The organism is Neobacillus drentensis (genome assembly GCF_021560175.1).
GTDB classification, from domain to species: Bacteria; Bacillota; Bacilli; order Bacillales; family Cytobacillaceae; genus Neobacillus; species Neobacillus drentensis_A.
Genome location: NZ_CP091110.1, coordinates 2,149,759 through 2,171,994, shown reverse-complemented (window position 1 = coordinate 2,171,994; position 22,236 = coordinate 2,149,759). Strand labels below are relative to the sequence as shown.

General features: G+C 38.5%; 21 protein-coding genes. 9 read left to right on the top strand and 12 right to left on the bottom strand.

Features of this window, described 5'->3' with window-relative positions; translation table 11 throughout:
- Positions 1-90: 90 nt before the first annotated feature.
- From L1999_RS10070 to L1999_RS10060, 3 genes are all read right to left on the bottom strand, one after another.
- Positions 91-1,263, bottom strand: a complete 1,173-nt coding sequence (locus tag L1999_RS10070) for an ABC transporter substrate-binding protein (protein ID WP_235743412.1) — start codon at positions 1,261-1,263, stop codon at positions 91-93.
- Positions 1,264-1,786: 523 nt separating this feature from the next.
- Positions 1,787-3,592: a tannase/feruloyl esterase family alpha/beta hydrolase gene (locus L1999_RS10065; RefSeq protein WP_235743411.1), complete on the bottom strand. Its 1,806-nt coding sequence runs from the start codon at positions 3,590-3,592 to the stop codon at positions 1,787-1,789.
- A gap of 364 nt (positions 3,593-3,956) precedes the next feature.
- Entirely contained in the window at positions 3,957-4,898 is a 942-nt protein-coding gene (locus L1999_RS10060; protein WP_235743410.1) for a LysR family transcriptional regulator, read from the bottom strand.
- A 209-nt stretch (positions 4,899-5,107) separates the two neighbouring features.
- On the opposite strand from L1999_RS10060, the gene L1999_RS10055 reads away from it, so the two are divergent.
- The 3 genes from L1999_RS10055 to L1999_RS10045 are packed head-to-tail and all read left to right on the top strand — an operon-like array spanning position 5,108 to position 8,428.
- Positions 5,108-6,019 (top strand): VOC family protein, encoded by a 912-nt coding sequence (locus L1999_RS10055; protein ID WP_235743409.1) that lies wholly within the window; start codon positions 5,108-5,110, stop codon positions 6,017-6,019.
- A gap of 26 nt (positions 6,020-6,045) precedes the next feature.
- Positions 6,046-7,041, top strand: coding sequence for an amidohydrolase family protein (locus tag L1999_RS10050; protein WP_235743408.1), 996 nt, complete (start codon positions 6,046-6,048; stop codon positions 7,039-7,041).
- 49 nt (positions 7,042-7,090) lie between these two features.
- Positions 7,091-8,428: an MFS transporter gene (locus L1999_RS10045; RefSeq protein ID WP_235743407.1), complete on the top strand. Its 1,338-nt coding sequence runs from the start codon at positions 7,091-7,093 to the stop codon at positions 8,426-8,428.
- Positions 8,429-8,544: 116 nt separating this feature from the next.
- Here the strand turns inward: L1999_RS10045 and L1999_RS10040 are convergent, their stop codons facing one another.
- Positions 8,545-9,021, bottom strand: coding sequence for a DUF3237 domain-containing protein (locus tag L1999_RS10040; protein WP_235743406.1), 477 nt, complete (start codon positions 9,019-9,021; stop codon positions 8,545-8,547).
- A gap of 150 nt (positions 9,022-9,171) precedes the next feature.
- On the bottom strand, positions 9,172-9,681 hold the full coding sequence (locus L1999_RS10035; protein ID WP_235743405.1) for an arsinothricin resistance N-acetyltransferase ArsN1 family A: 510 nt from the start codon (positions 9,679-9,681) through the stop codon (positions 9,172-9,174).
- A 120-nt stretch (positions 9,682-9,801) separates the two neighbouring features.
- On the opposite strand from L1999_RS10035, the gene L1999_RS10030 reads away from it, so the two are divergent.
- The 4 genes from L1999_RS10030 to L1999_RS10015 all read left to right on the top strand — a co-directional run bounded on the left by L1999_RS10030 (position 9,802) and on the right by L1999_RS10015 (position 11,454).
- The gene (locus L1999_RS10030) at positions 9,802-10,248 is read left to right on the top strand and encodes a MarR family winged helix-turn-helix transcriptional regulator (protein ID WP_235743404.1); all 447 of its coding nucleotides are present in this window, start codon (positions 9,802-9,804) and stop codon (positions 10,246-10,248) included.
- A 175-nt stretch (positions 10,249-10,423) separates the two neighbouring features.
- On the top strand, positions 10,424-10,615 hold the full coding sequence (locus L1999_RS10025; protein ID WP_235743403.1) for a hypothetical protein: 192 nt from the start codon (positions 10,424-10,426) through the stop codon (positions 10,613-10,615).
- Positions 10,616-10,689: 74 nt separating this feature from the next.
- The gene (locus L1999_RS10020; RefSeq protein ID WP_235743402.1) at positions 10,690-11,172 is read left to right on the top strand and encodes an ArsI/CadI family heavy metal resistance metalloenzyme; all 483 of its coding nucleotides are present in this window, start codon (positions 10,690-10,692) and stop codon (positions 11,170-11,172) included.
- Between the two features lie 66 nt (positions 11,173-11,238).
- A complete protein-coding gene (locus L1999_RS10015) occupies positions 11,239-11,454 on the top strand; it encodes a hypothetical protein (protein ID WP_235743401.1) in 216 nt (71 codons plus the stop codon).
- A gap of 408 nt (positions 11,455-11,862) precedes the next feature.
- Here L1999_RS10015 and arsC read toward each other — a convergent pair whose 3' ends face one another.
- From arsC to L1999_RS09995, 4 genes are all read right to left on the bottom strand, one after another.
- Positions 11,863-12,285, bottom strand: coding sequence for an arsenate reductase (thioredoxin) (gene arsC / locus L1999_RS10010; RefSeq protein WP_235743400.1), 423 nt, complete (start codon positions 12,283-12,285; stop codon positions 11,863-11,865).
- Between the two features lie 26 nt (positions 12,286-12,311).
- Entirely contained in the window at positions 12,312-13,367 is a 1,056-nt protein-coding gene (gene arsB / locus L1999_RS10005) for an ACR3 family arsenite efflux transporter (RefSeq protein ID WP_235743399.1), read from the bottom strand.
- A gap of 24 nt (positions 13,368-13,391) precedes the next feature.
- Complete coding sequence (locus tag L1999_RS10000; protein WP_235743398.1) at positions 13,392-13,739, bottom strand: ArsR/SmtB family transcription factor; 348 nt, start codon at positions 13,737-13,739, stop codon at positions 13,392-13,394.
- A gap of 287 nt (positions 13,740-14,026) precedes the next feature.
- A complete protein-coding gene (locus L1999_RS09995) occupies positions 14,027-17,110 on the bottom strand; it encodes an MMPL family transporter (RefSeq protein ID WP_235743397.1) in 3,084 nt (1,027 codons plus the stop codon).
- Positions 17,111-17,350: 240 nt separating this feature from the next.
- On the opposite strand from L1999_RS09995, the gene L1999_RS09990 reads away from it, so the two are divergent.
- Entirely contained in the window at positions 17,351-17,896 is a 546-nt protein-coding gene (locus tag L1999_RS09990; RefSeq protein ID WP_215040970.1) for a TetR/AcrR family transcriptional regulator, read from the top strand.
- A gap of 82 nt (positions 17,897-17,978) precedes the next feature.
- Here the strand turns inward: L1999_RS09990 and modA are convergent, their stop codons facing one another.
- The 3 genes from modA to L1999_RS09975 all read right to left on the bottom strand — a co-directional run bounded on the left by modA (position 17,979) and on the right by L1999_RS09975 (position 20,767).
- Complete coding sequence (gene modA, locus L1999_RS09985) at positions 17,979-18,788, bottom strand: molybdate ABC transporter substrate-binding protein (protein ID WP_235743396.1); 810 nt, start codon at positions 18,786-18,788, stop codon at positions 17,979-17,981.
- 143 nt (positions 18,789-18,931) lie between these two features.
- Positions 18,932-19,114 carry a Fur-regulated basic protein FbpA gene (locus L1999_RS09980; RefSeq protein ID WP_235744303.1) on the bottom strand — a complete coding sequence of 61 codons (183 nt, stop codon included), beginning with the start codon at positions 19,112-19,114 and terminating at the stop codon, positions 18,932-18,934.
- Between the two features lie 243 nt (positions 19,115-19,357).
- A complete protein-coding gene (locus L1999_RS09975; RefSeq protein WP_235743395.1) occupies positions 19,358-20,767 on the bottom strand; it encodes a MocR-like transcriptional regulator GabR in 1,410 nt (469 codons plus the stop codon).
- 113 nt (positions 20,768-20,880) lie between these two features.
- On the opposite strand from L1999_RS09975, the gene gabT reads away from it, so the two are divergent.
- A complete protein-coding gene (gabT, locus tag L1999_RS09970; protein ID WP_235743394.1) occupies positions 20,881-22,182 on the top strand; it encodes a 4-aminobutyrate--2-oxoglutarate transaminase in 1,302 nt (433 codons plus the stop codon).
- Positions 22,183-22,236: the final 54 nt, after the last annotated feature.

The window sequence follows — 22,236 nt, the reverse complement described above, 5'->3', positions numbered from 1 at the left end:
GAAACCTGAGATTCTGCCATTGGTTCATCTATTCTTTGAAAGTATTCACTGCTTAGGTTCCATTTGACCTCTTCTAATTTCAATTAAAATTTAATCGCGATACTTCCATTTGTTATTTTCAATACCAAGAACGGCGAAGCCATCTTCATAAGGACCTACATAATTAGACTGGAGTTCGAAGGTACCTGTAAGGCCTGGATATTTACCTACTTCTTTTTTTAGATAATTATGGATTTTAGCAGGTGTCGTATTCCCTGCTTTGATCGCTTCAATAATTAGATGGAAACCATCAGCTGCATGGGCAGTAAAGTTATCTGGGTCACTATTAAACATCGCCCGGTATTCTTCACGAAACTTATTTAAACGCTCCTTTTGCTCACTATCAGCCAATTGATCAACAACACTTAATTTGCTTCCGATTACATAGAGGTTCTCATTGTTATCCTTCACTTGGTCTAAGAAACCTTGATTTGCAGATGCAGAGGATTGAATCATTGGAATATCGAATCCAAGTGTTTTAAAGTTCCGGGCAACGATTCCAGCACCTGGAGTTCTTGACCATACGATTACGGCTTCAGGATTCTTTTTGCGAATATTGGTTAATTGTACAGTCATATCTGTAGCCGTAGCATCAAACTCTTCGTGGGCAACAATCTCAATTTTATTCTCTTTTGCAGCCTTTTCGAATGGTGGAAGTCCATCCACACCAAAACCATCTCTGGCATTAATCCATGCCACTTTCGAAATATTATTTTCTTTTAAGAATTTAATAATTAGTTTGGCACTAGTTGAGTTACTTGGTGCCATTTGATAGATATTTTTTGTGGCTGGATTGACCGGAGCAACCGTCATTAACGGAATGCCTGCTCCTGAAATCTTTGGTAAAATCGCCATGGAAGTACTAGCTTGCGTGGCGCCCACGACCGCGACTACTCCCTCAGAAATTAATTTATCAGCCGCCACTACGGCTTTGGTGTCATCTGTTTCATAATCTTGCATGACAATTTCAATTTTCTTTCCATTGATCGGACCTGCTTCGTCTAATTGCTTTTGAAGAAGCTTCACATAATTTGCTTGGGTTTTTCCTAGAGTGGAAGCGGGACCGGTTTCAGCAAAAATGGCACCGATCTTAATGACCTTTCCACCTGCTTTTTCACCGTCACCACCGCTGCCGCCAGAGCTTTCCGCATTACAGGCGGCCAAAGCAAAGACTAGTCCAAGAATGAAACTTAAAATACTTAACTTTTTAATTATCTTTTTCATATTCAATCCCCTTTTCTATTGAAAGATCGCAAACTAATCCCATAAAGTAATGACACTCTTTTCTAAGATTCTTACTTTTCCCTTTCACCTCCATTTACGCAAGTAGAATAGACTTGAACAGAGAAGCTAACTTCTAGTGATGTAATCGTTTTCATCTTAAAGCAATGAAACGATTAATAAGGATAATAAACAGGAATCGCTTTTTCAAAAACTGCCATCTAGCAACTAGCTCCTGCCTGCAAGCTCAAGTTTATATTTATGAATGTTCTGAATATTTGTATTTTCATTATAGGTGAAGGAAAAATAAAAAAATACGTACACGATGTACTAAAAAATAGGATGATTTTCATTAAAATTGTGGAACTCTTACCCATAATTTGATTAGACACTTCAAAGATAACGCAAGGATCGCTTCCTTTAGCTATGATTAATATGATAGATTGATAGTCTTCACAGTTCTTACATACGTAACAGAGGGGCATGCCCTGTTCCCTATAGAGCACGCCCCTCTGTTTCTGGATGGCTATTGGTTAAGTCCCGAACCCCCTGAACTAGGCTTACACTGGAAGCTTGAGGCTACTTCCGGATCGCCCTTTGTATAGCGGGCCACAAGCGGGTATGGGCAAAGAGGACGGGAACGGTCAGGTGCCCAGGTGGATGGTACATCCGGGTTTACTCCGCCCGGATTGCCCTCACCGCGCGCCGTGGCGATTATTCGGTCTGGCGCTGAGCCGTTCTCAACCCACTTGATTAGCGCACCAAGCCCGTCAAACTGATCGGTGGCGGGACCGCCACGGACGTGCCCCATGCCAGGAACCTCGAAGTAGCGGACGAACTCCTCGGCTTTGTTCTGGTAGTTCGCGTCGAGATTCTCATACCAGCGTGCTGTGTCTGCAGGGGAGAAAACTCCATCCGCGGCACCGTGAACCACGATCATCTTGGCCCCTGAATTGCGCATCGTATCCAAATTAGTCGGGTTTGGCGGTGTCATGAACTCCATGGCGCTTTCGGTGTACAGTTCGTTGGACTTGTAAATCACCCCCGCCTGAGTATCCACATTAAAGTTAAGGGCATAGCCTAAGGTGTCCTTTAACATGCTTTTATCCACCGGTGGTGTTGAGAAGATGAAGCCGACAGCAACGGGGTCACGTGGACCCACAGAGCTCCTGAACTTCCATTCGGCCCAGCCGCCCTGAACGATCCCTGGATCAAATGGGAAGGAAGAGTAGAGCTCTTTTCCAGAACTTGTCTTAGCTCCTGCGAAAACATCCTGCACAACATGCTTCTGCTCTTCTGTCAAGCAGGTTCCATCTCGTACCGTATCGCAAGTTGGGACGTCCCGCTGAACGTCGAAAACCTTCTGGCAACGATTGCTGTCCTGCACCATGCCGTCAACCAATCGGTCCAGGCTATCACAGCGGGCTAGGATCGCTTGCGCTAGCACTTGTCGCTCAGCCGGTGGAAGCGCCGTCTCAAGGTTATCTGTCGTAGTCGCTACCTTGGCCCACTGCTGAGCTCCCCACAATTGGGCTACCGCTGCCTTTGGCAGGTTGAAGCCTGGAGCAACTGCGAGGAATCCGTCGTACTGATCCGCATAACGGGAAGCAGCAACCATGGTGTGCCGTCCTCCGTTGGATCCTCCAGCAAAGTAGGAGCGGTCCGGCTCACGACCGTACGCAGCCTTAATCAAACTCTTCGCCATTGGAGTGAGTGTTCCAACTGCCTGATAGCCGTAATCCAAACGGGCCTGCGGATCGAGCCCGAACAGAGGATTCTGCGCTCCATTGTGGCCTGCGTCTGAGCTCATAACAGCAAATCCCATCTGCAAACCGTTATTAAGCTGGCCACCTGTGATACTGCCAAGAGCAGAAGCGACAACACCATCTAAGCCGCCATTGGCTTGGTAAAGGAATCGGCCTGCCCAGTCGACAGGAAGACGCATCTCAAAACCGATCGCATAGGTCTGTCCGTCTACAGGGCTAACGCGCTCATTCATTTTGCCCTGGATAAGGCAATGTTGGCCAACTGGCTTACCTCCATTGGACAGGGCTCCTTCAGGAACGAGCTCTGCTTTCGTGATCTTGGTATTCTTAAAGTCAAAAGATAACAGTGCCTCGCACTTCTTTAGTGTGCCTGGCTGAGCAGGAGATAGCTGCGGAATTGGTCTGGATGATCCCCGCTCTGTTTTTAAATCCTCAGTATTTTTTAGTGGTGAAGGTTTATCCTTTTTTAAAGCGCTTCCACTTTCCGCCATAACAAAGGAAGGAAAAAGGGACATCATGATTAGGATAATCGTTAGTAGAATGGAAAAACTTTTCTTCTTGTTCACAACTATTCTCCTTTCTTCTTTTATTCGAATAAAATCTTGTTCACATAGATGATAGATATTGAATTTGTAATTTAATTATAGGTGATGGATTTTTAAAAGAATACGTACACGATGTGCTAAAAGACGTTAGTAATTTCATAAAAAATGTGGAAACTGGCATATAAAAAAGCTAACAACTGGACAATTCGTCCATAACTTGTTAGCTTTTTACTATTTATTCTGCTTTCTTCTAACATTAAATTTATTTAGTAACGACCTTTTTAAATAATATCCAAAATTAAGTAAAATTACCGTTTAGCGTAAGAAATGGGACAGTAGGATGAGGAACAACGGATACATCAATAAAAAGATATAGGTTTTTTATTTATGAGATATTTCCTTCCCTATCACTATTTAGAGGAGCAGCTTCCGAAGTTCTTCCTTCCCAATCCTGGGCATGGTTTAGAAAAGCCTTCATAGCGTTTGACCTTTTCATTCGATTATTAACAACAAGTGCGGTGGTATGGTTGATTGATTTCTCCAGCCTGATTAATGAGATATTAGCCGTTGAAAAATATTCAGCTTCCTTAGATGTTATTAATGAGACACCTAATCCTTCCGCAACAAGCCCCACAATAATATCTATTTGACTGCTTTCATGAGTAATATCTGGTGTAAATCCAGCCTTTTTACAGGCATCCATACAAATTTGAAAAAGAGTACTTGCTTGATTCATCAAGATAAACGGTTCATACTTAACCTCTGATAGACTTATAGCTTCACGATTTGCATAAGGGTGACCCCTTTGGGTAATCAATACCACTTCATCCTTTATCATGGGATAGGCCGAGAACGCCTCTAGTTTTTCAAAGTTTTCAGGCAGGGCAATAAAGGCCATATCTAGCTCCGCTTTTTTTAGAAGACCAATTAGTTCACTGCTCATCTTTTCCGTGATATCTAATTGTATTTCTGGATACTTTTTCTGGAAAGATGCAAAAAGACTAATCAGTCCCCTGCTGCTATATACAGGTATGGTTCCTACCGAAAGTACTCCTCTTTCTCCATTTGTAAACGTTCTCATTTCATTCAACATATGATCATATTCATCCAAAATGCGATTGGCATATTTAGCAAACTCCTGACCAGCGGCAGTGAGTTTAACCGTTCTAGTCGTACGATCGAATAATTGTACCCCGCCTAGTTCTTTTTCCAACTTAATAAGGTATTTGGATAAAGAAGACTGTGAGATGGAAACCTCATAGGAAGCATTCGTAAGATGTTGATGTTTGACAATGGCCATAACATATTTTAATTGCTCAATATTCAAGTGAACCTTCCTTCCTGATTTATTCCCGTTTGGAATTAATTATACAGAAAATTGGAATTGTTTACACTATTCAATTTCATTTACACTATATTTACAAGGCTTATGTCACATCCTATGTACGGATGTAAGCGTTTTAATTAAGTAAAGGAGGTTAATGACTAAGAGACATTTTTTTAAAAAATTATATTTATCAAAAAGGAGAGTTTTGAATGATTCGTTATAAAAAATTAGGATATGTTGCATTAAATGTTACCGATGTAAACAAATCAGCCCAATTTTACCGAGATATTGTTGGTCTTGAACTGGTAGAATTAGTCTCAAATAAAATAGCCTATTTTAGATGCAGCAATGATCATCATAATCTGGTTCTTTATCCCGCTCAACATCCTGGATTAAAACGAGTTGCCTTCGAGGTGGAAGACGAAAACCAGCTCGACATTGCCATTAAGCGGATTACTAAAGCAGGAGTAAACTGGCAGGAGGTGGATGATTCAGAAGTTGAATCACTCCATCAAAGTCGTACGATTCGCTTTACCGAGCCTACATCCGGGGTCACATTTGAATTATATTCTGATATTGAGCATTTTGAATTACCTTTTGCCTCCAAACCAATCAACTCCAAACCAGTGAATATTACTCAGTTAGGCCACGCTGTCCTTGAGGTTGAAGATCAAGACTTTGATGACCTATATAAGTTTTTAACAGAAACATTAAACTTCAAAATATCGGACGTTTCCGGCGACCAAATTGGCTGGGCATGGTTGAGGGCCTTTCCGAATCCATTACATCATTCGTTCGCGATTAATCGTGGAAAAGAGCGAAAGCTTAATCATATTTCATTCCAAATCGAGGCAATCGATGACTTAGGAATTAGTCAAAAACGGTTAGTAGAAAATAATGTCCCAATCGTATTCGGTCCAGGCCGACACGCCCCATCTGGCAGTCTATTTTTATATTACTTAGATCCTGATGGATTAACATTAGAATACAGCCAAGGAATGGAAGAGTTTTCTGAAGAAGCTCCACGCCAGCCAAGGGTTCTGCAACCGACTCTTGAAACGTTAGATATGTGGGGAGGGACTCCAGATCCAAGGTTTGGTTCAATCGGTAAAATTGGATAAAATCCCGGAATTGGAGAGCAAAAACAATGACCGTAAAGCGAATTGACTTTCACACTCATATTATCCCATTCGATATCCCAGATTTCGGGAAATCATTTGAAGGTGATCGATGGCCTTGGATCAAGAGATTGGATGAAGATACAGCCAACATAATGGTTCAAGGAAACGTTTTTAGAAAAATATCAAAAGAAGCTTGGGATCCGTCTAGGCGAATAGAAAAAATGCAGGCAGAAGGAATCGATATACAGGTCCTTTCCCCTATCCCAGTAACACTATGTTACTGGGCACCTATACAAGGGGCTGTCGAATTTGCTAGATGGCAGAATAACTTTATTGCAAATGTTATCAGAGAGCATCCCAACCACTTTTTAGGGCTAGGGACCGTTCCACTTCAAGATGTTGACGCTGCCATCCTTGAAATGGAGCGGTGTATCCAGCAGCTTAAGTTAAGCGGCCTTCAAATAGGCTCTAATGTAAATGGTAAAGGGTTAGATGACCCTAGTTTTTTACCCTTTTTTGAGAAAGCATCACAATGGAACGTTCCACTATTTATCCATCCCTATGAAATGATAGGAAAGGAACGCACAGTGAACGATAACCTTAGCATTACGGTAGGAATGCCAATGGAATTAGCGCTCACTGCAACTAGATTGGTGTGGTCCGGAATTTTCGATAAGTTTCCAGCGATTAAAATTTGCCTGGCACATGGAGGCGGAGCATTCCCTTATATTCTCCCACGAGTAGATACTGGCTGGAACTCATGGCCGGCATTAAGAAAAACAGAAAATCCGCCTAGTTTTTATGCCAATAAATTTTATTATGATGTATTAGTTTATGACAAGGTCAATACGAAATATCTGATTGATTTGATTGGCTATGAAAGACTATTAATGGGCTCAGATGACCCCTTTATCATCAGAGAAACCCCTCCTGGTAGAGCAATTTTAGAACTTGAAGATGTGAGCCTAGAAATAAAAATGGCTATGTTAGGAGGAAACGCTTTACGCTTTTTAGAAAAGTAGAGTAATAGTGTAAGGAGTCTTGCGGGAAGGAATATATAGGGGGGAAATTATGAAGATTACGAATACGCAACAGTTAATCGATCAGGCAAAGTTTAATAAGTATCATCTGATGATACTCTTATGGTGTTCATTTTTAATGATCTTTGATGGCTTTGACTTAACCGTATATGGGGCCGTTGTACCTGTACTTATGAAAAATTGGAATATTTCGCCTATTGAGGCGGGCGTTCTTGGTAGTTATGCCTTATTCGGAATGATGTTTGGTGCGATGATTTTTGGCACTCTTGCTGATAAATTAGGCAGAAAAAAAGTCATCTTGATCTGTGTGTGCATTTTTAGTATATTTATGATCCTCACAGCTTTAACTACCAGTCCAGGAGCCTTCGGGCTATGTCGGTTTATTACCGGTTTGGGGCTTGGCGGCGTAATGCCAAATGTTATTGCGCTTATTAGCGAATATTCACCTAAAGCTCTTCGCAGCCGAATGGTGTCCATAATGATGGCTGGGTATTCAATCGGGGGAATGATTGCTGCTACCCTTAGCATTGTCTTAGTACCTAACTTTGGCTGGCAATCTGTTTTTTTCTTCGCCGGCCTGCCACTCTTATTTATTCCCTTTATGATACGTTACTTACCCGACACAATCGGGTCACATCTGGCCAGAAAAGAAATTACCAAAACAAAGGAGATACTTGGAAAACTAAATCCACTTTACAGCCCGGATGACCGTGAACAACTCACGATTAATAGTTCTACTAAATCTTCCTTCCCTGTCTTTACCTTATTTAAGGAAAGCAGAGGGGTATCCACCATTCTATTTTGGATTGCGTTCTTTATGTCCCTTCTAATGGTTTATGGTTTAAACACTTGGCTTCCAAAATTAATGACGACAGCTGGATTTCCGCTTGGTTCAAGTTTAAGCTTCCTGCTTGCATTAAATATTGGAGCTACCATTGGTGCTTTCGTTATGGGATGGTTAGCAGATACCTGGGGCGCAAAACGAATCCTCATTCTATTTTATAGTCTTGCTTCACTAACCATTATGTGCTTGGGATATGCTCATAATATGTTTTTATTGTATCTATTAGTAGCGCTTGCAGGTGCTGCGACGATTGGCACACAAAATATAGCTAACTCCTATGTTTCACAATACTATCCTATTTCCATGCGCTCTACTGGTTTAGGCTGGGCACTTGGAATTGGACGTATTGGTGCCATTGTTGGTCCAACTGTTGGAGGGATATTACTCTCTTCAGGCACATCCATTCAATTTAATTTTATTGCCTTTGCGATACCTGGGGCAATTGCCGCGTTTGTTATATATCTGACAAATAATAAATTAAGCTCAATGACGATCCATGAAGATCAAACTGAGCAATTTACTTAAACCGAAGTACCATTAATTTTCTAGCAAAAATTCTAAAAACTACTGAAAAAAGCTAGAAGGTTCACCCTCCCTGGTGAACCTTCTAGCTTTTTCAAATGATATTTACGCAAAATTTATCAGGTAACCTTAAAGAACTTTAATAGTACATTCTCTGGCAATCTAGTAGCATAACACACAAAAATGCAATTCATCATCCATTTATATTTGTCACTATATGTTTCAAAAGTCGGAGTAGTCCGGAAATAATAGACGCCAGGGTCAACAAACTTTCCAGCCTTCACATCTTCTACATATTTTTCTGGTACTGTACGTATTCCATTGTTTTCAATATAAATGGCAGTGCCATCCTCTAATTGAATGGCATATCTAGCTAAAAGTTCACACCTACCATCTGGACGAATAATTTGGCTATCCACACCACCTGGCAAAACCGTTCCTTTAAAGCCATTCCCGTTTACTTCACCAGATAAAATCGGAATTAATTGCCGTCTGCCAACAATATCATCTTCACCTACAACAATAGGTTTATCAACGACAATATTAATACTGAATACTTCTTCTAATCCTACCTCTTTACTACCAAAATTTTTCATCTAATTACACCCCATCTATGTATTATTTATATATCGAGAAATAGATCCGTAGTGTGTATGTTTAAAAAACTTTTATTTAAATAAAAGGAAACACTTTAAATTACATTGGATTTCTGACTTTTGCTATCTTCCTAAACAAATGACATTTAATTAAGGAATAAGGATTTTTTCCATAATCATTACATCAACAAAACGCCCATCTAATTTACCTTGGTTCTTAAATACCCCAACTTCCCTGTATCCATTTTTTCTATAAAGACCCTGCCCCAAGTGATTGAAAGGTAATGTAAATAGAACAATTTTATTAAATTGATTTCGTATGGCAGTACACTCGATTTCCTTTAACAAAAATGATCCAACTCCTCTTCCTCTATAATCCCTTCTAATATAAATGGATAAATCGGCAACCCCAACATAGGCGCAACGATTGGAATATGGATTTAATGAAGTCCATCCAACTATTTCATCGTTATTTTCGATTACGATAACCGTAAAACGTCCGTTATGGATGTCAAACCATTCTGTCATGTATCCAATATCTTTTTGGTCTTCCTCCAACGTTGCAATCCTATCCTCAATCCCTTGATTATAAATGTGTAAAATCGATTTTAGGTCATTTATTGAAGCAAGCCTTGTTTTAAACTCATCATCATTTTTCATTTCTTTACCTCCTAATTTTTATTGGCATATAACCATTATATAAAAAATTTTCCATTTTAAAAGGAATACTAGTTGCATTTTGCAAATAATTATAATATAAATAGATCAGAGGTGAAAATAATGGAAAACGTTAGAGAATTGTTTCAAGTTATGACTAGGAGATTTGGTCTTTTAAATAAAAACTGTTGTCAGATAGGTGAAACTGAAATATCCCTTGTACAGAGTCATATCCTTTATGAAATTCTACGAAATGATAAACCTTCGATGCAACAGGTTGCTGATACTCTGGGGATCGATATAACCACTTTTAGTCGCCAAATTCAAACTCTAGTAAAGATGGAGCTGGTTAAAAAGTCGCCTCTTCCTGATGATAGACGTGTTTCAATTCTTACTTTAACTACACAAGGAAATTATGTTGCTGCTAAAATTAATGCGGAAATGAATCAATACTTAAATGAAGTATTCTCACATATGAGCGAATTTGAACGAGAAATGGTTATTAAATCAGTAAAATTACTTAACGAAGCAATGTCAAAATCCACTGTTTGTTGTAAACCATTAATTTGAGCAAGAATCACTTGCTCTTTTATTAAAAATTAATACTTGCAAATCGCAAGTGAATGAAAGGAGGGATTATTTTGTAGTCAATAAATTTTCACATTGATCCGTTTACTGTCCACTTTACCAGTTTTCAATCTTACCTGTTTTAATTTCTTAGTTCTTTGATAAATAGGAGGGATTTATGGTGTTTAACGAGTATGAAGTATATCAAACCATGAAAATACGTCAGGAGGAAAAGGAAATGAAAGCCCAAAATGCTTGGAAATTTGGAGACATCCAAAAGGAAACATTCCTTGAAAAAGTCGTAAAGAAATGGAATGAAGGTCGAAAGTCATCAAGAGTACAACCAAATTGCTGCTGTTGCGCCTATTAAACCGTTGTTTAAAAAATAAATCCCAATCATATTATTGATGATTAATCAAAATAAATTTTTAGGAGGAAATTTAAATGAAATATGCACATATTGGTCTTAATGTTACTAACCTAGAAAAATCCATCAAGTTCTATAGTAAAGTTTTTGGAGTTGAACCAGTTAAAGTAAAGCCTGATTATGCAAAGTTTCTTCTTCAAACACCAGGATTAAACTTTACCCTTAATCTTCGAGATGAAGTAAGTGGAAATCAAGTAGGACATTTTGGTATTCAGGTTGAAAGCACAGATGAGGTTAGTGCGCACAAGAATAGACTCGAAGCAAACGGTATTCGTACACAATACGAAGAAATAAACACCACATGCTGCTATGCCCTACAAGATAAATTTTGGATTCTTGACCCTGATGGAAACGAGTGGGAGTTTTTCTATACAAAAGCAGATGTTGAAGTTAACAGTGAAAATGCTTCTTCTTGTTGCACACATGAACCGAAAGATGAAAAAGTGGAGTGTTGTTCAACGACGGCTCTAAGCAAAAATACAACTAAATGCTGTTCTTGAAATATTATAATGAGTTAACGAAGGGTCTCATTTTAGGAAGAGACCCTTTTTTAGGGGGATAATTGTATGACCGTGAATCATGCAGGTGCATTAAAGAAGGAGTATTTTTTATCTTATTTAAACCTAATTAGACTTTCACGAAATTGCACGATTGAGCAAGCAAAAGAAATTGCCATGGAGCTATTTTTCCATTACAACATCGAGGAATACGGCTCCCAAACTTATCAACAATTTTTAGCTGCATTTCATGAACTAACAGATAAATTAAAAAAAGACCAGTAAAGGTCTTTTCTAACAGCATCTTCCCGTATTACCGATCATCGAAATTCCATAACCATTTCCACTACGATCAAGGATAAGGTCTTCGGTGCTCGGTTCAATAATTGGGTCGATTGCTACTTTTATATCATTTATAGTGACGATAATATCGTCTGCTTCTGGCTCATCCAGAGCCAGTCCAATCCTCGGCTGTCCTCAGCCAAAGCCATCAAAAAAGATACGAATGTTTTTAGCATTCTCTTCTTTGAACATTTTTTTAAATTCATCACGTGCTTCATCAGTGATTTTCATGTCCATTCCCTCCTGCTTGTTTTACCTATTTATTTTAATCCACTTCTTTATAATAAAGTAATAAAATTGCTTAAAACTTAAAGCCAGGAGATTATAAAATCTCCTGGCTATTCAATCCTCTTACTCACCAGTTTCAGCAAAACGCTTAATGCGATCTTCGATTTCATCTCGAACACGTTGGAAGTATGCCCATTTTTCTTCTTCCGTTCCTTCTGCTTTAGCAGGGTCATCAAATCCCCAGTGCACTCGTTTTACATGTGGAGGTGTAACTGGGCAGTGTTCTGCAGCATGTCCACATAGCGTAACAACCAAATCAGCATGGTTTAAAATTTCAGGGTCGATCACATCAGATGTTTGGGTTGAGATATCAATTCCCGCTTCGTTCATGGCTTTTACGGCATTAGGGTTTAATCCATGAGCTTCAAGCCCAGCACTTTTCACTTCCCACTCATCACTTAAATGCTGTTTCGCCCAACCTTCTGCCATTTGACTACGGCAAGAGTTCCCTGTACATAAGAAGTAAATTGTTTTTTTGTTATCCATGTTGATTTCCACCTTTATGATTAGTTTTAAGCTGCTTGTTCGTTAAAATATTTTCTTTTGAACCATAAAGCCACGTTTACTAATGCAATCATTACGGGTACTTCTACGAGTGGTCCAATAACGGCTGCAAAAGCTGCACCAGAATGGATACCAAATACACCAACAGCTACAGCAATCGCTAATTCAAAGTTATTACTTCCAGCTGTAAAAGCAAGTGTGGTAGTTACAGGATAGTTCGCTCCAATCTTCCTTCCTATAAAAAAGGAAACAAAGAACATGATGACAAAGTAAATTAATAAAGGAATGGCGATACGAACTACATCTAATGGCAAGCTCACGATAGCGTCCCCTTTTAAGGAGAACATGATGATAATCGTAAATAGTAACGCAATTAATGTAAGGGGACTGATTTTAGGTATAAACACTTTTTCATACCATTGTCTGCCTTTAGCCTTTACCAACGTAAACCGAGTAACCATACCAGCTATGAAAGGTATTCCAAGATAGATGAAAACCGATTTCCCCACTTCGATCATCGTAATGTTTACCACAGCCCCTTGGATTCCTATCCATTTAGGGATAATGGTTACAAACACATATGCATAAACCGAGAAGAATAACATTTGGAAAATAGAGTTGAATGCTACTAAACCAGCAGCGTATTCCGTATCTCCTTTTGCAAGATCATTCCAGACAATGACCATCGCAATACAACGAGCTAAACCAATCATAATGAGACCAACCATATACTCCGGTTTATCAGGAAGAAAAATAATGGCTAATAAAAACATAAGGATGGGTCCAATGATCCAGTTTTGTACAAGGGATAATATCAATACTTTTACATTTTTAAATACTCGCCCTATTTCCTCATAACGAACTTTCGCTAAGGGAGGATACATCATTAAAATTAAGCCAATAGCTAGTGGAATCGATGTAGTTCCCACCTGCAAACTGTTCATACTATCGACAAATCTCGGAAAGATAAATCCCAAACCAATTCCGATTGCCATAGCAAGAAAAATCCATAGCGTTAGGTATCGATCCAAGAACGATAAACGCTTCTTTTCTGTCTTTCTCATTTTCTCACTCCTAATTTAATAAAACTAACATCCACATCGAAGGGTGGGATTGCTTTTTTCAATCATTTTAATTTTCTCTGTTTGTACAGGCACATGTTCTAAAATATCCTGAATGAGTCCATATAACTCGCTTTGTTGATTTAGGGAATAGTAAATCCACTGACCTCTTCGTTCTTCCCTAACCATCCCGGCATCTTTTAATTTTCGAAGATGCTGACTGATGGATGGCTGACTCATTTCGAACACTTCAAGAAACTCACAAACACAGCATTCACGTTGTTTCAAAATTGCAACAATGGTTAATCTTGTTTTATCCCCTAATAATTTTAAAATGGTTGCAGAGCGCTCCAAATCAACAATTGATTTCACCATAAAAAACACCCCCGCTTCAAGTTTATAAGTAAATAGTCATTTACTTATATGTATGACATAATTATAATCACTTTTAGTGTTTTGCTGGATTAGGTAGACAAAAAACTGCAAAACAAGTCCTTTAAATTAAGATATAATTATTTGCTTATATGTTAATATAAATAGTCCATGAATTCAAGCTTAGGATTGTAAAGTTACTGTAAATATAAAAAACTGCACCTCCAACTGTTAGGATTGTCTAACAATTGGCAGTGCAGTTCAAAAATTTTTTGTAGATTATCTCTTACTTATATCACTTTCTCCTCTAAACCTAGGTCATTTGCCTTTTTTCTAGAAAATAAACTTCTAAGTGCATCTGGAAGTGCGATCATCGCTGGCAAAAAGACAGGCAGCAGGATAAAGCAAAGTACTACGAGGCCTGTAATGACAGCTATTGCCAATTCAAACAAAAGCAATATTCCTGAAGGCATTAGTGTCGCAAAGGTGCCGCCAAGAATGATGACAGCAGATATAATGACCCCACCTGTCTGCCTGGAAGCCAATACGATGGCCTCTTTAGGCGACAATAGCGGATATTCCTTAAAGCGCATCATGAGGAATATACTGTAGTCCACTCCTAAGGCAACAATGATAATGAATGAGAAAAATGGAACAAAAGAAGAAATCCCCTCATACCCAAGTAAATCTATGAAAATATAATTGATGACGAACATGGCTGAATAGTATGCCCCTAAAAGAGAACCAGTTATGAAAACCGGAATCCAGAAAGATCTGATCACAAAGAACAGCACGAGTAATACTCCGATAATGACGATCGCTGTTGTTTTATTCAAATCCCGGCTCAGAATATTATTCATATCGTTTGTAGTAGCACTTGGTCCTGATACACCAAACTTTGCGTTTGAAAGGCCTGTGCCCTTAAGTCCATTAGAAATGGTTGAATTAATTTTACTGATTGTACTTAACGCTTCCTTGGAATAAGGATCAGCTTTCAAAACAATTGTCATTTTTGTTATTTTTCTATCTTTGGACATAAATGCATCTAATGATTTTTTAAAGTTTTTGTCCGTTAACGCTTCTTTTGGAATAAAGAATGTTTTATTGGATTTAAATTGCGTTAGGAACCCATTCGTCTGGCCTAGTCCGTCAGAAATTTGCTTTAACCCGTTGTTCACATCCGATAGCTTTTGTCCAAAGGTACTGAAACCATTAAGGCCTGCTACAAGCTGTTCCTGTCCTGATTTCATTTGGCCAAGCCCATCGGAAACAATGTTCATATTCGTAACAATGGTGCCTATTCCAGACGATGCTTTCCCAAGACCGCTTTCAAGTTTTTTCAAACCATCTGCCATTTGCGATAAGCCGCTGCCCATGGTGTCAAGATTTTTATTGGCGGTCGCAAAACCAGCCGTTACGGCATTATAATTTTGATTTAAGGCTTGTATTCCTTCAGGAGTAATTTGACTTAAAGACGAAGATACCTGATTGATCGTTTGCTTTAATGCCTGGTAATTCGCATCACTCTCTGAATCTGCATAACTATTTCCTAATGCAGCCACCATTAATTGCATTTGCGAGAGAGCACTTTTTACACCAAGAAGTGCTTGAGCCGCACCTTGGTAATGAGTACCCATTTCTTTATAACCAGCCTGCATTTTTCCATAATTATCAGCTAATACCGCCACTCCGCTACTCATCTTGGTGAGATTGGTTTCGATCGTGGCTAAGCCATTGCTGATCGTTTGTGATTGATTAGCTCCATCATCAATACCAGCTTGGATTTGCTTTAATCCATTGGTTAAAGCAGTCATTCCATCTTGAAGCTTGGCCGTCCCATCGACCATTTGGTTAACCTTAGAAAAGTCTGCAGATCCAAGCTTTTCTTGCGCCAGCTTTAATCCATCATTGATTTGATCGACACCATTCTGCGTTTTTGTAATTCCATCCGTAACGGAACCCATTTGACTGTCGACGTAAAAATGATCAATTTGCTTTCCCTGAGGTTGCGTGACTGAAGAAACCAGCTTAACCCCTTTCATACTCTTAAGTCTTTCCGTTAAGTTATCCACTACGGCAAGTGGTTCATTATTATCAAGGGCTTTACTAGTTTCAATAACCACCGTAGCAGGCATGGCCTGACCTTTACCAAAATGGTCCGCAACTAAATTAAAGCCTTTAGAAGAAGGATATTTATTTCCAAGTTCTCCAATCGTATCAAAGTTAAGCTTTTCCTCATGAAAATATACCATCGGCCCTATGATCAAAAGAATAATAAGAACGGGTAAAAGAGGATGCTTGGTTGCATAGGACGAAGTCATACCCCAAAACTTATTTTCCTTATGACCCAATACATTTTTGGAAGGCCAAAATAGTTTTTGGCCTAAAACTTTCATAATGAAAGGTGTCAGTGTCAATATTTCCAATAATAGTATCGTTACTCCGATTACCACGACCACACCGGATTTGTAAATTGGTGATTCCGCAAAAACGAGAGCAAGGAAAGCAATAAATACCGTGAGTATACTATAGGCAATCGTTTTACCTGCCGTTTTATAGGTGGTGACAATCGCATCATCAATAGAGTGGCCATGGGAAAGCTCCTCCCTAAAGCGATTAAAAAGAAGAATGTTGTAATCAGTACCAATCCCAAACAGAATTAGGATGAGGAGCATTTGCGTAAGACTTGTAATCGGAAATCCAGCTTTATCAATTAATTGAGCGGCAATTCCCATCGAACATAGATAGGAAAAAGCTACAGCCAATAACGATATCAAAGGAGTAACAACTGATCTAAACGCGATGATTAATACGACTAAGATAAAGATAACTGTCAGTGCAGCACTTTTCTCTACCCCACCCTGAGATGCTTTCAAATAATCATTATTGATGAAATCCTCACCGCTTAGGTAGTATTCCACAGGTACTTTACTTAGTTTGCTATCCAGTTCTTTTTTAATATCATCAACTTCTCTTGATTTCTTATCAAGCTTAAAGCTGACCATAAGAGTTGTGCCATCCTGAGAAACTAAAGAGCTTTTGGCATCCGGCATACTAAAAGGATCGATCATATTAGTAATACCGAGTTCGGAGCTGCTGTCGCTAATAACCTTGACCGCATCACCGATTTTGTTCATTTCATCGTTTGAAATTTTATCTTTATCGTAAAATACGATAAGGTCGTTTGTTCCTTTAGCGGTATCGATCTTTTTTAAGATATGATCAGCGATGACTGAAGGGCTTTCGCTATTGGCCCCTTGCTGCCCCTTTTGTCGCAAAATGGCATTGATGTCTGGCTGAATCACCGTAAGCACGATTGTTGCGATTAACCATATGGTGAATATTGCCCAACGGCCCTTTATGATCTTTCTCACCTTGTATCCTCCCTGATGATTTATATATGATATTGATTTTCCCCTACATCCCACAAAGACAACTAGTTATTATTCAAACACTCTGTTGATTTAATGGCGTAAGCAAAGTATATTAAATCTAATGACAAGTAACAATAAGCAAATTGGAATATCCATGTTATTAAATAGACAAATTCTTTTGTTTTGTTTAAAGAAAACAGCACTAAAAGATATTTGATTGATCATTAGGAGGAGCATTACATGGTTGGTATAAAAGGAAACCGAAGAACATTGTATAGTAAAAAAGTAATTATCAATGCTTTTTTAAAGCTGCTTCAAGAAAAAAACTTAAATAAAATTACCGTTACCGATATTTGCAAAGAAGCTGATATTAATCGAGGAACTTTTTATTCGTATTACAATGATCCGGTTGATTTAATGAGAAGAATCGAGGAAGAAATGGCAGAGAAAATGATGAGTACCATAAATATCTCGGGGGATGAGTCCATCAAGAATATATTGAGTGATATTTTTAAATTGATACTTGAAAATATAGAGCTTTGTAAAATTATTTTTAATGAAGAAAATGGCTCGAATGTGCTGAATACCATTTTGAAATCTGCCTATGTAAGAACAATGGAAGAACAAAAAAAGCGGTTTCCCCATGCTAATGAGACTCAATTAGAATATTTTTTCACGTATATAACAGGAGGAACGATTGAAATCGTTCGAAAATGGATAAATGATGATATGAAACTTCCTTCTGAAGAAGTTATACGCATCTTAGAAACGATGTACATGATTTAATCCATACAATATTATTTAAAAAAGTCAAAAAACCGTCGAGATCAGTCTCAACGGCCTTATAACAATCTAAATAGGTAACCAATTATTTTAGATCCTTAAATCCATACTTTTCTAACGTCTTCATTGATTGATCATTTTGAAGATAGTAGTAGAATAGCTGGGCTTCTTTTGGATGGGTACTATTTTTAATTACCCCTACTGGATAAATAATTGGATCGTGTGTGGTTTCCATTGCAGTTGCAACAATTTTAACCTTTTGAGAAGTCAAAGCATCCGTCTTGTAGACAATTCCTGCGTCAACATTGTTCGTCTCAACATATGTAAGCACTTGGCGAACATCTTTTCCATATACCACATTTCCGGCAATTGATTTCCAAACATTTAATTTTTCTAATGTTTCCTTGCCATATTGTCCAGCTGGAACGGACTCAGGGGTCCCAATTGACACCTTATCAGCTTTTGTTAGGTCTTCGAAAGTTTTCATTTCTTTGTTTGAATCCTTTGGTACTACCAGGACAAGATCGTTCCCCACTAAATCTATTCCCTTTTTCTTTTCAATAAGGCCATCATGTACTAATTTTTGAAATTTGTCCTCAGCAGCAGAAAAGAACAGGTCGACAGGCGCTCCTTGGGAAATTTGCTGTTGCAGTGCACCTGATGCTCCAAAGTTAAAGTTTAGTTTTACATTTGGATGTTCCTTCTCAAAGTCTGCTTTAATATCAGTTAAGGCCTCCTGTAAACTTGCAGCAGCCGAAACCGTCAATTCCACTTTCTTTTCAGAAGCTGCTTGTTTCTGCTCTTCTGGTTTTTTAGTTTGTTCCTTTGTTGAACATCCAGATAAGGCTAATACAAATAGCATCAATGTGATAAATAATAGATTAAATTTTTTCATCAAACTCTCCCTGCCAAACTAATTATAATCAGATATAACTTATTATAATTAGTTATAACTAAAAAGAATAGAAATAAATATCCCCGTCAAACAGGTGCAAACTCTGGCAATAAAGTGGCCTTCTTATTACAAGAAAATTTATTTTAGACCCATTTTATGGAGCCAAGCTCACCATGTGGATGGTTTTGTAATTTAAATCTCCTATACTCATATTCTAATTTCGAAAGTGGCAGATTATAAAGTTGTTGATCTTCTTTGTTATAAACGTTAAAAAATATTAGTTTATTGATAAGTTTTTTTCGCTTTTTTTCATCGTTATTTCTCATCATAAACACTCCTTTGATTTTACAAAAATCCCCTTTAAATCCTACACTCAAAATTTAATCCGATTAAATTAGTAGATTAATTGTATTATAAACTCATAATTCCTATCTGTAAAGTAGGAATTAAAATAAAAATCGCTGGTACTCTCATCATGACAGTACGTTAGCGATTTTTATTTACTAATGGAACACTTAATATAATGGTAATTATCCATGGCATAGCCTGCTCATTTCAAAGAGCAACATTCAATGGAAAACCTTATACAATCTCTCTACGGCTCCAGCTACATTTTCTTCTCTAAGATTAGCAAATCCTAATACTAAACTAATTCTGTTTTCGTTATTAACGCTCTTTTTTAACATAAATCGGCGCATCGAATAGATTTCAAGCTTTAACCGTAAGGCGCTTTCTTCTATTTCCTGATACCCTTTCCCCGTATGAAAATGGGCAAGAAAATGAAGGCCTGCCGAAACATCTTCTATGTCAATCTCCTCTTTAAAACGCTGTCGAAGCTCAGTGATTAACAATTTTCTTCGTGTCTCATACTGATGGTTCATCCGTTTAACGTGTCTTGCATATTCACCGCTTTCAATGAAAAACTGCAACGTGAATAACATAAGAGAGTTACTGTATTGAATCGAGTTGGAATAATGCTCCCTGTATTCCCTTATAAACTCAGGTGGCAAGACCATATAACTAATCCGCAGGCCTGGCAGTACTGTTTTTGAAAAAGTCCCCATGTAGATGACTCTTTGGTTCCGGTCTAAACTTTGCAAGGATGGAATATTATCTGTTCCATATTTAAATTCGCTATCATAGTCGTCTTCAACAATGTATCTGTTTTCGCGTTGAGCTGCCCAGTTTAATAGCTCAATTCGTCGGGAGATTGGCATAATTTTACCTGTAGGGAATTGGTGTGACGGGGTGACAAACACCACATTTGCCTTTACTGACTCAATCTCGGTCATATTAATTCCTTGGTCATCCAATGAAACAGGGTGAACAGTTAAATTCATCTTTTTCAAAAGCTGGTAAAAGCGGGCATACCCCGGGTTTTCGATTGCAACAACTGTTCCTATGCTTTTCATTTCCATCAATTGACCTGCCAATAGCTGTGTTCCTGCGCCGATGATGATTTGCTCCGGCTCACAATTGACTCCCCGAGTCAAAGCAATCATGCGGCAAATTGTCTCTCTCACAACATATGGCCCCTGGGAATAAGACAATTCCGAGAGCTCTCTTTTATACGATTTAATTGCTTTCTCTTGACACTTCAGCCATTCTTTAAAAGGAAATAAAGAAGTATCTGATGCCATATGAGACAGTGAAAGCCACCCATCTCTGTCGACAAGTTCCTCCTTTAGTTCACTTGGCAGCTTTTGTTTCAAGTGTTTCTTTTGTTCAATAAACTCAGTAATATTTTCAACAAAGTATCCGCTCCGTTCAATCGTATAAATATACCCCTCAGCAAGCAGCTGTTCATAGCCAAAGCTGACGGAATTAACGCTAACATTTAATTGTTCGGCTAATGACCTTTTTGAAGGAAGCTTTTCATTTGATTTTAGCTTTCCTGTTAAAATATTTTCTTTGATCCCTTCGTATATTTGTTGGTAAATATAACTCGAATCCCTCTGTTTATCGATCAGTATGAACATATTATTACTCCCCATCTGGTACCTATTTTTTTTCGATTATGGTACTTTTCATTATACCAGCTTCCTGAGATACTTTTCCTATAATTCAGAAAGTAATTGAAGGAGCGATCAGGATGCCAGTTACTTATTCACAAACCGCAGAATTACAAGAAAAAAGAAAAAATTTTATCCCGAAAGGTGTAAGCAACGGGAATTTAAACTTTGCCCATCATGCCTCCGGGGCAACCGTAACAGATATTGATAACAATGAATGGATTGACTTTGCAGGTGCAATTGGGACGTTAAATGTAGGCCACAGTCATCCAAAGGTAACAGAAGCAGTCAAGAACCAAGTGGATAAGTTTTTACATCCTGGATTCAATGTTATTATGTATGAAAGTTACATCAATCTTGCTGAAAAGTTATGCCAAATCACCCCTGGAGATTTTGACAAACAAGCGATTTTCTTTAACTCAGGTGCAGAAGCAGTGGAAAATGCGATTAAAATTTCCCGCCGCTACACAAAAAGACCCGCAGTTGTTTCGTTTGTCCGCGGCTACCATGGACGAACTAACTTAACAATGGGCATGACAAGCAAGGTAAAGCCATATAAATTTGGGTTTGGTCCCTTTGCTCCGGAAATCTACCAAGCACCATTTCCTTACTTGTACCATAAACCATCCGGGATGACGGAAGAAGAATATGTGGATCAGGTCATTTCAGACTTTGAAGATTTCTTTATTTCAACAGTTGCTCCGGAAATGGTTGCTTGTGTAGTCATGGAGCCTGTTCAAGGCGAAGGCGGTTTTATTATTCCACCGAAAAAGTTTATGCAAGCTGTGAGCCGTTTTTGTAAGGACAATGGAATTGTGTTTGTAGCCGATGAAATTCAAACTGGATTTGGCCGAACTGGCAAATTATTTGCCATCGAACATTTTGATGTAATTCCTGATTTAATCACGGTTTCAAAATCGTTGGCCGCTGGTCTGCCGTTAAGTGGTGTGGTCGGAAAAACAGAAATTCTAAATGTTGCGGATTCCGGTGAGCTTGGCGGTACTTATTCGGGGAGTCCTGTCGCCTGTGCTGCAGCTCTAGCTGTTATTGATATTGTGGAAGAAGAAAATTTAGTGGAGAAAGCTGAAATCCTTGGGCAAAAAATTGAAGCGAAATTACAAGACCTCAGCTCAAAACATGACTTTGTAGGAGATATTCGCCGTTTGGGTGCGATGGTTGCTTGTGAGATCGTGGAAGACCGCTCCAGCAAAAAACCAAACAAGACGAAAACATCACAGATTGTTAAATATGCAAACGAAAATGGACTATTACTTCTTTCAGCCGGCATAAAGAGCAATGTAATTCGTTTCTTAGCCCCATTAGTGATTTCTGAAGAAGAATTAGCAAAAGGATTAGCGATTTTGGAAAAGGCTTTTGAATAAGAATTAGAGACACCCGGTCCGAAATTTGATGGATCGGGCTTCCTTCATAAAAGC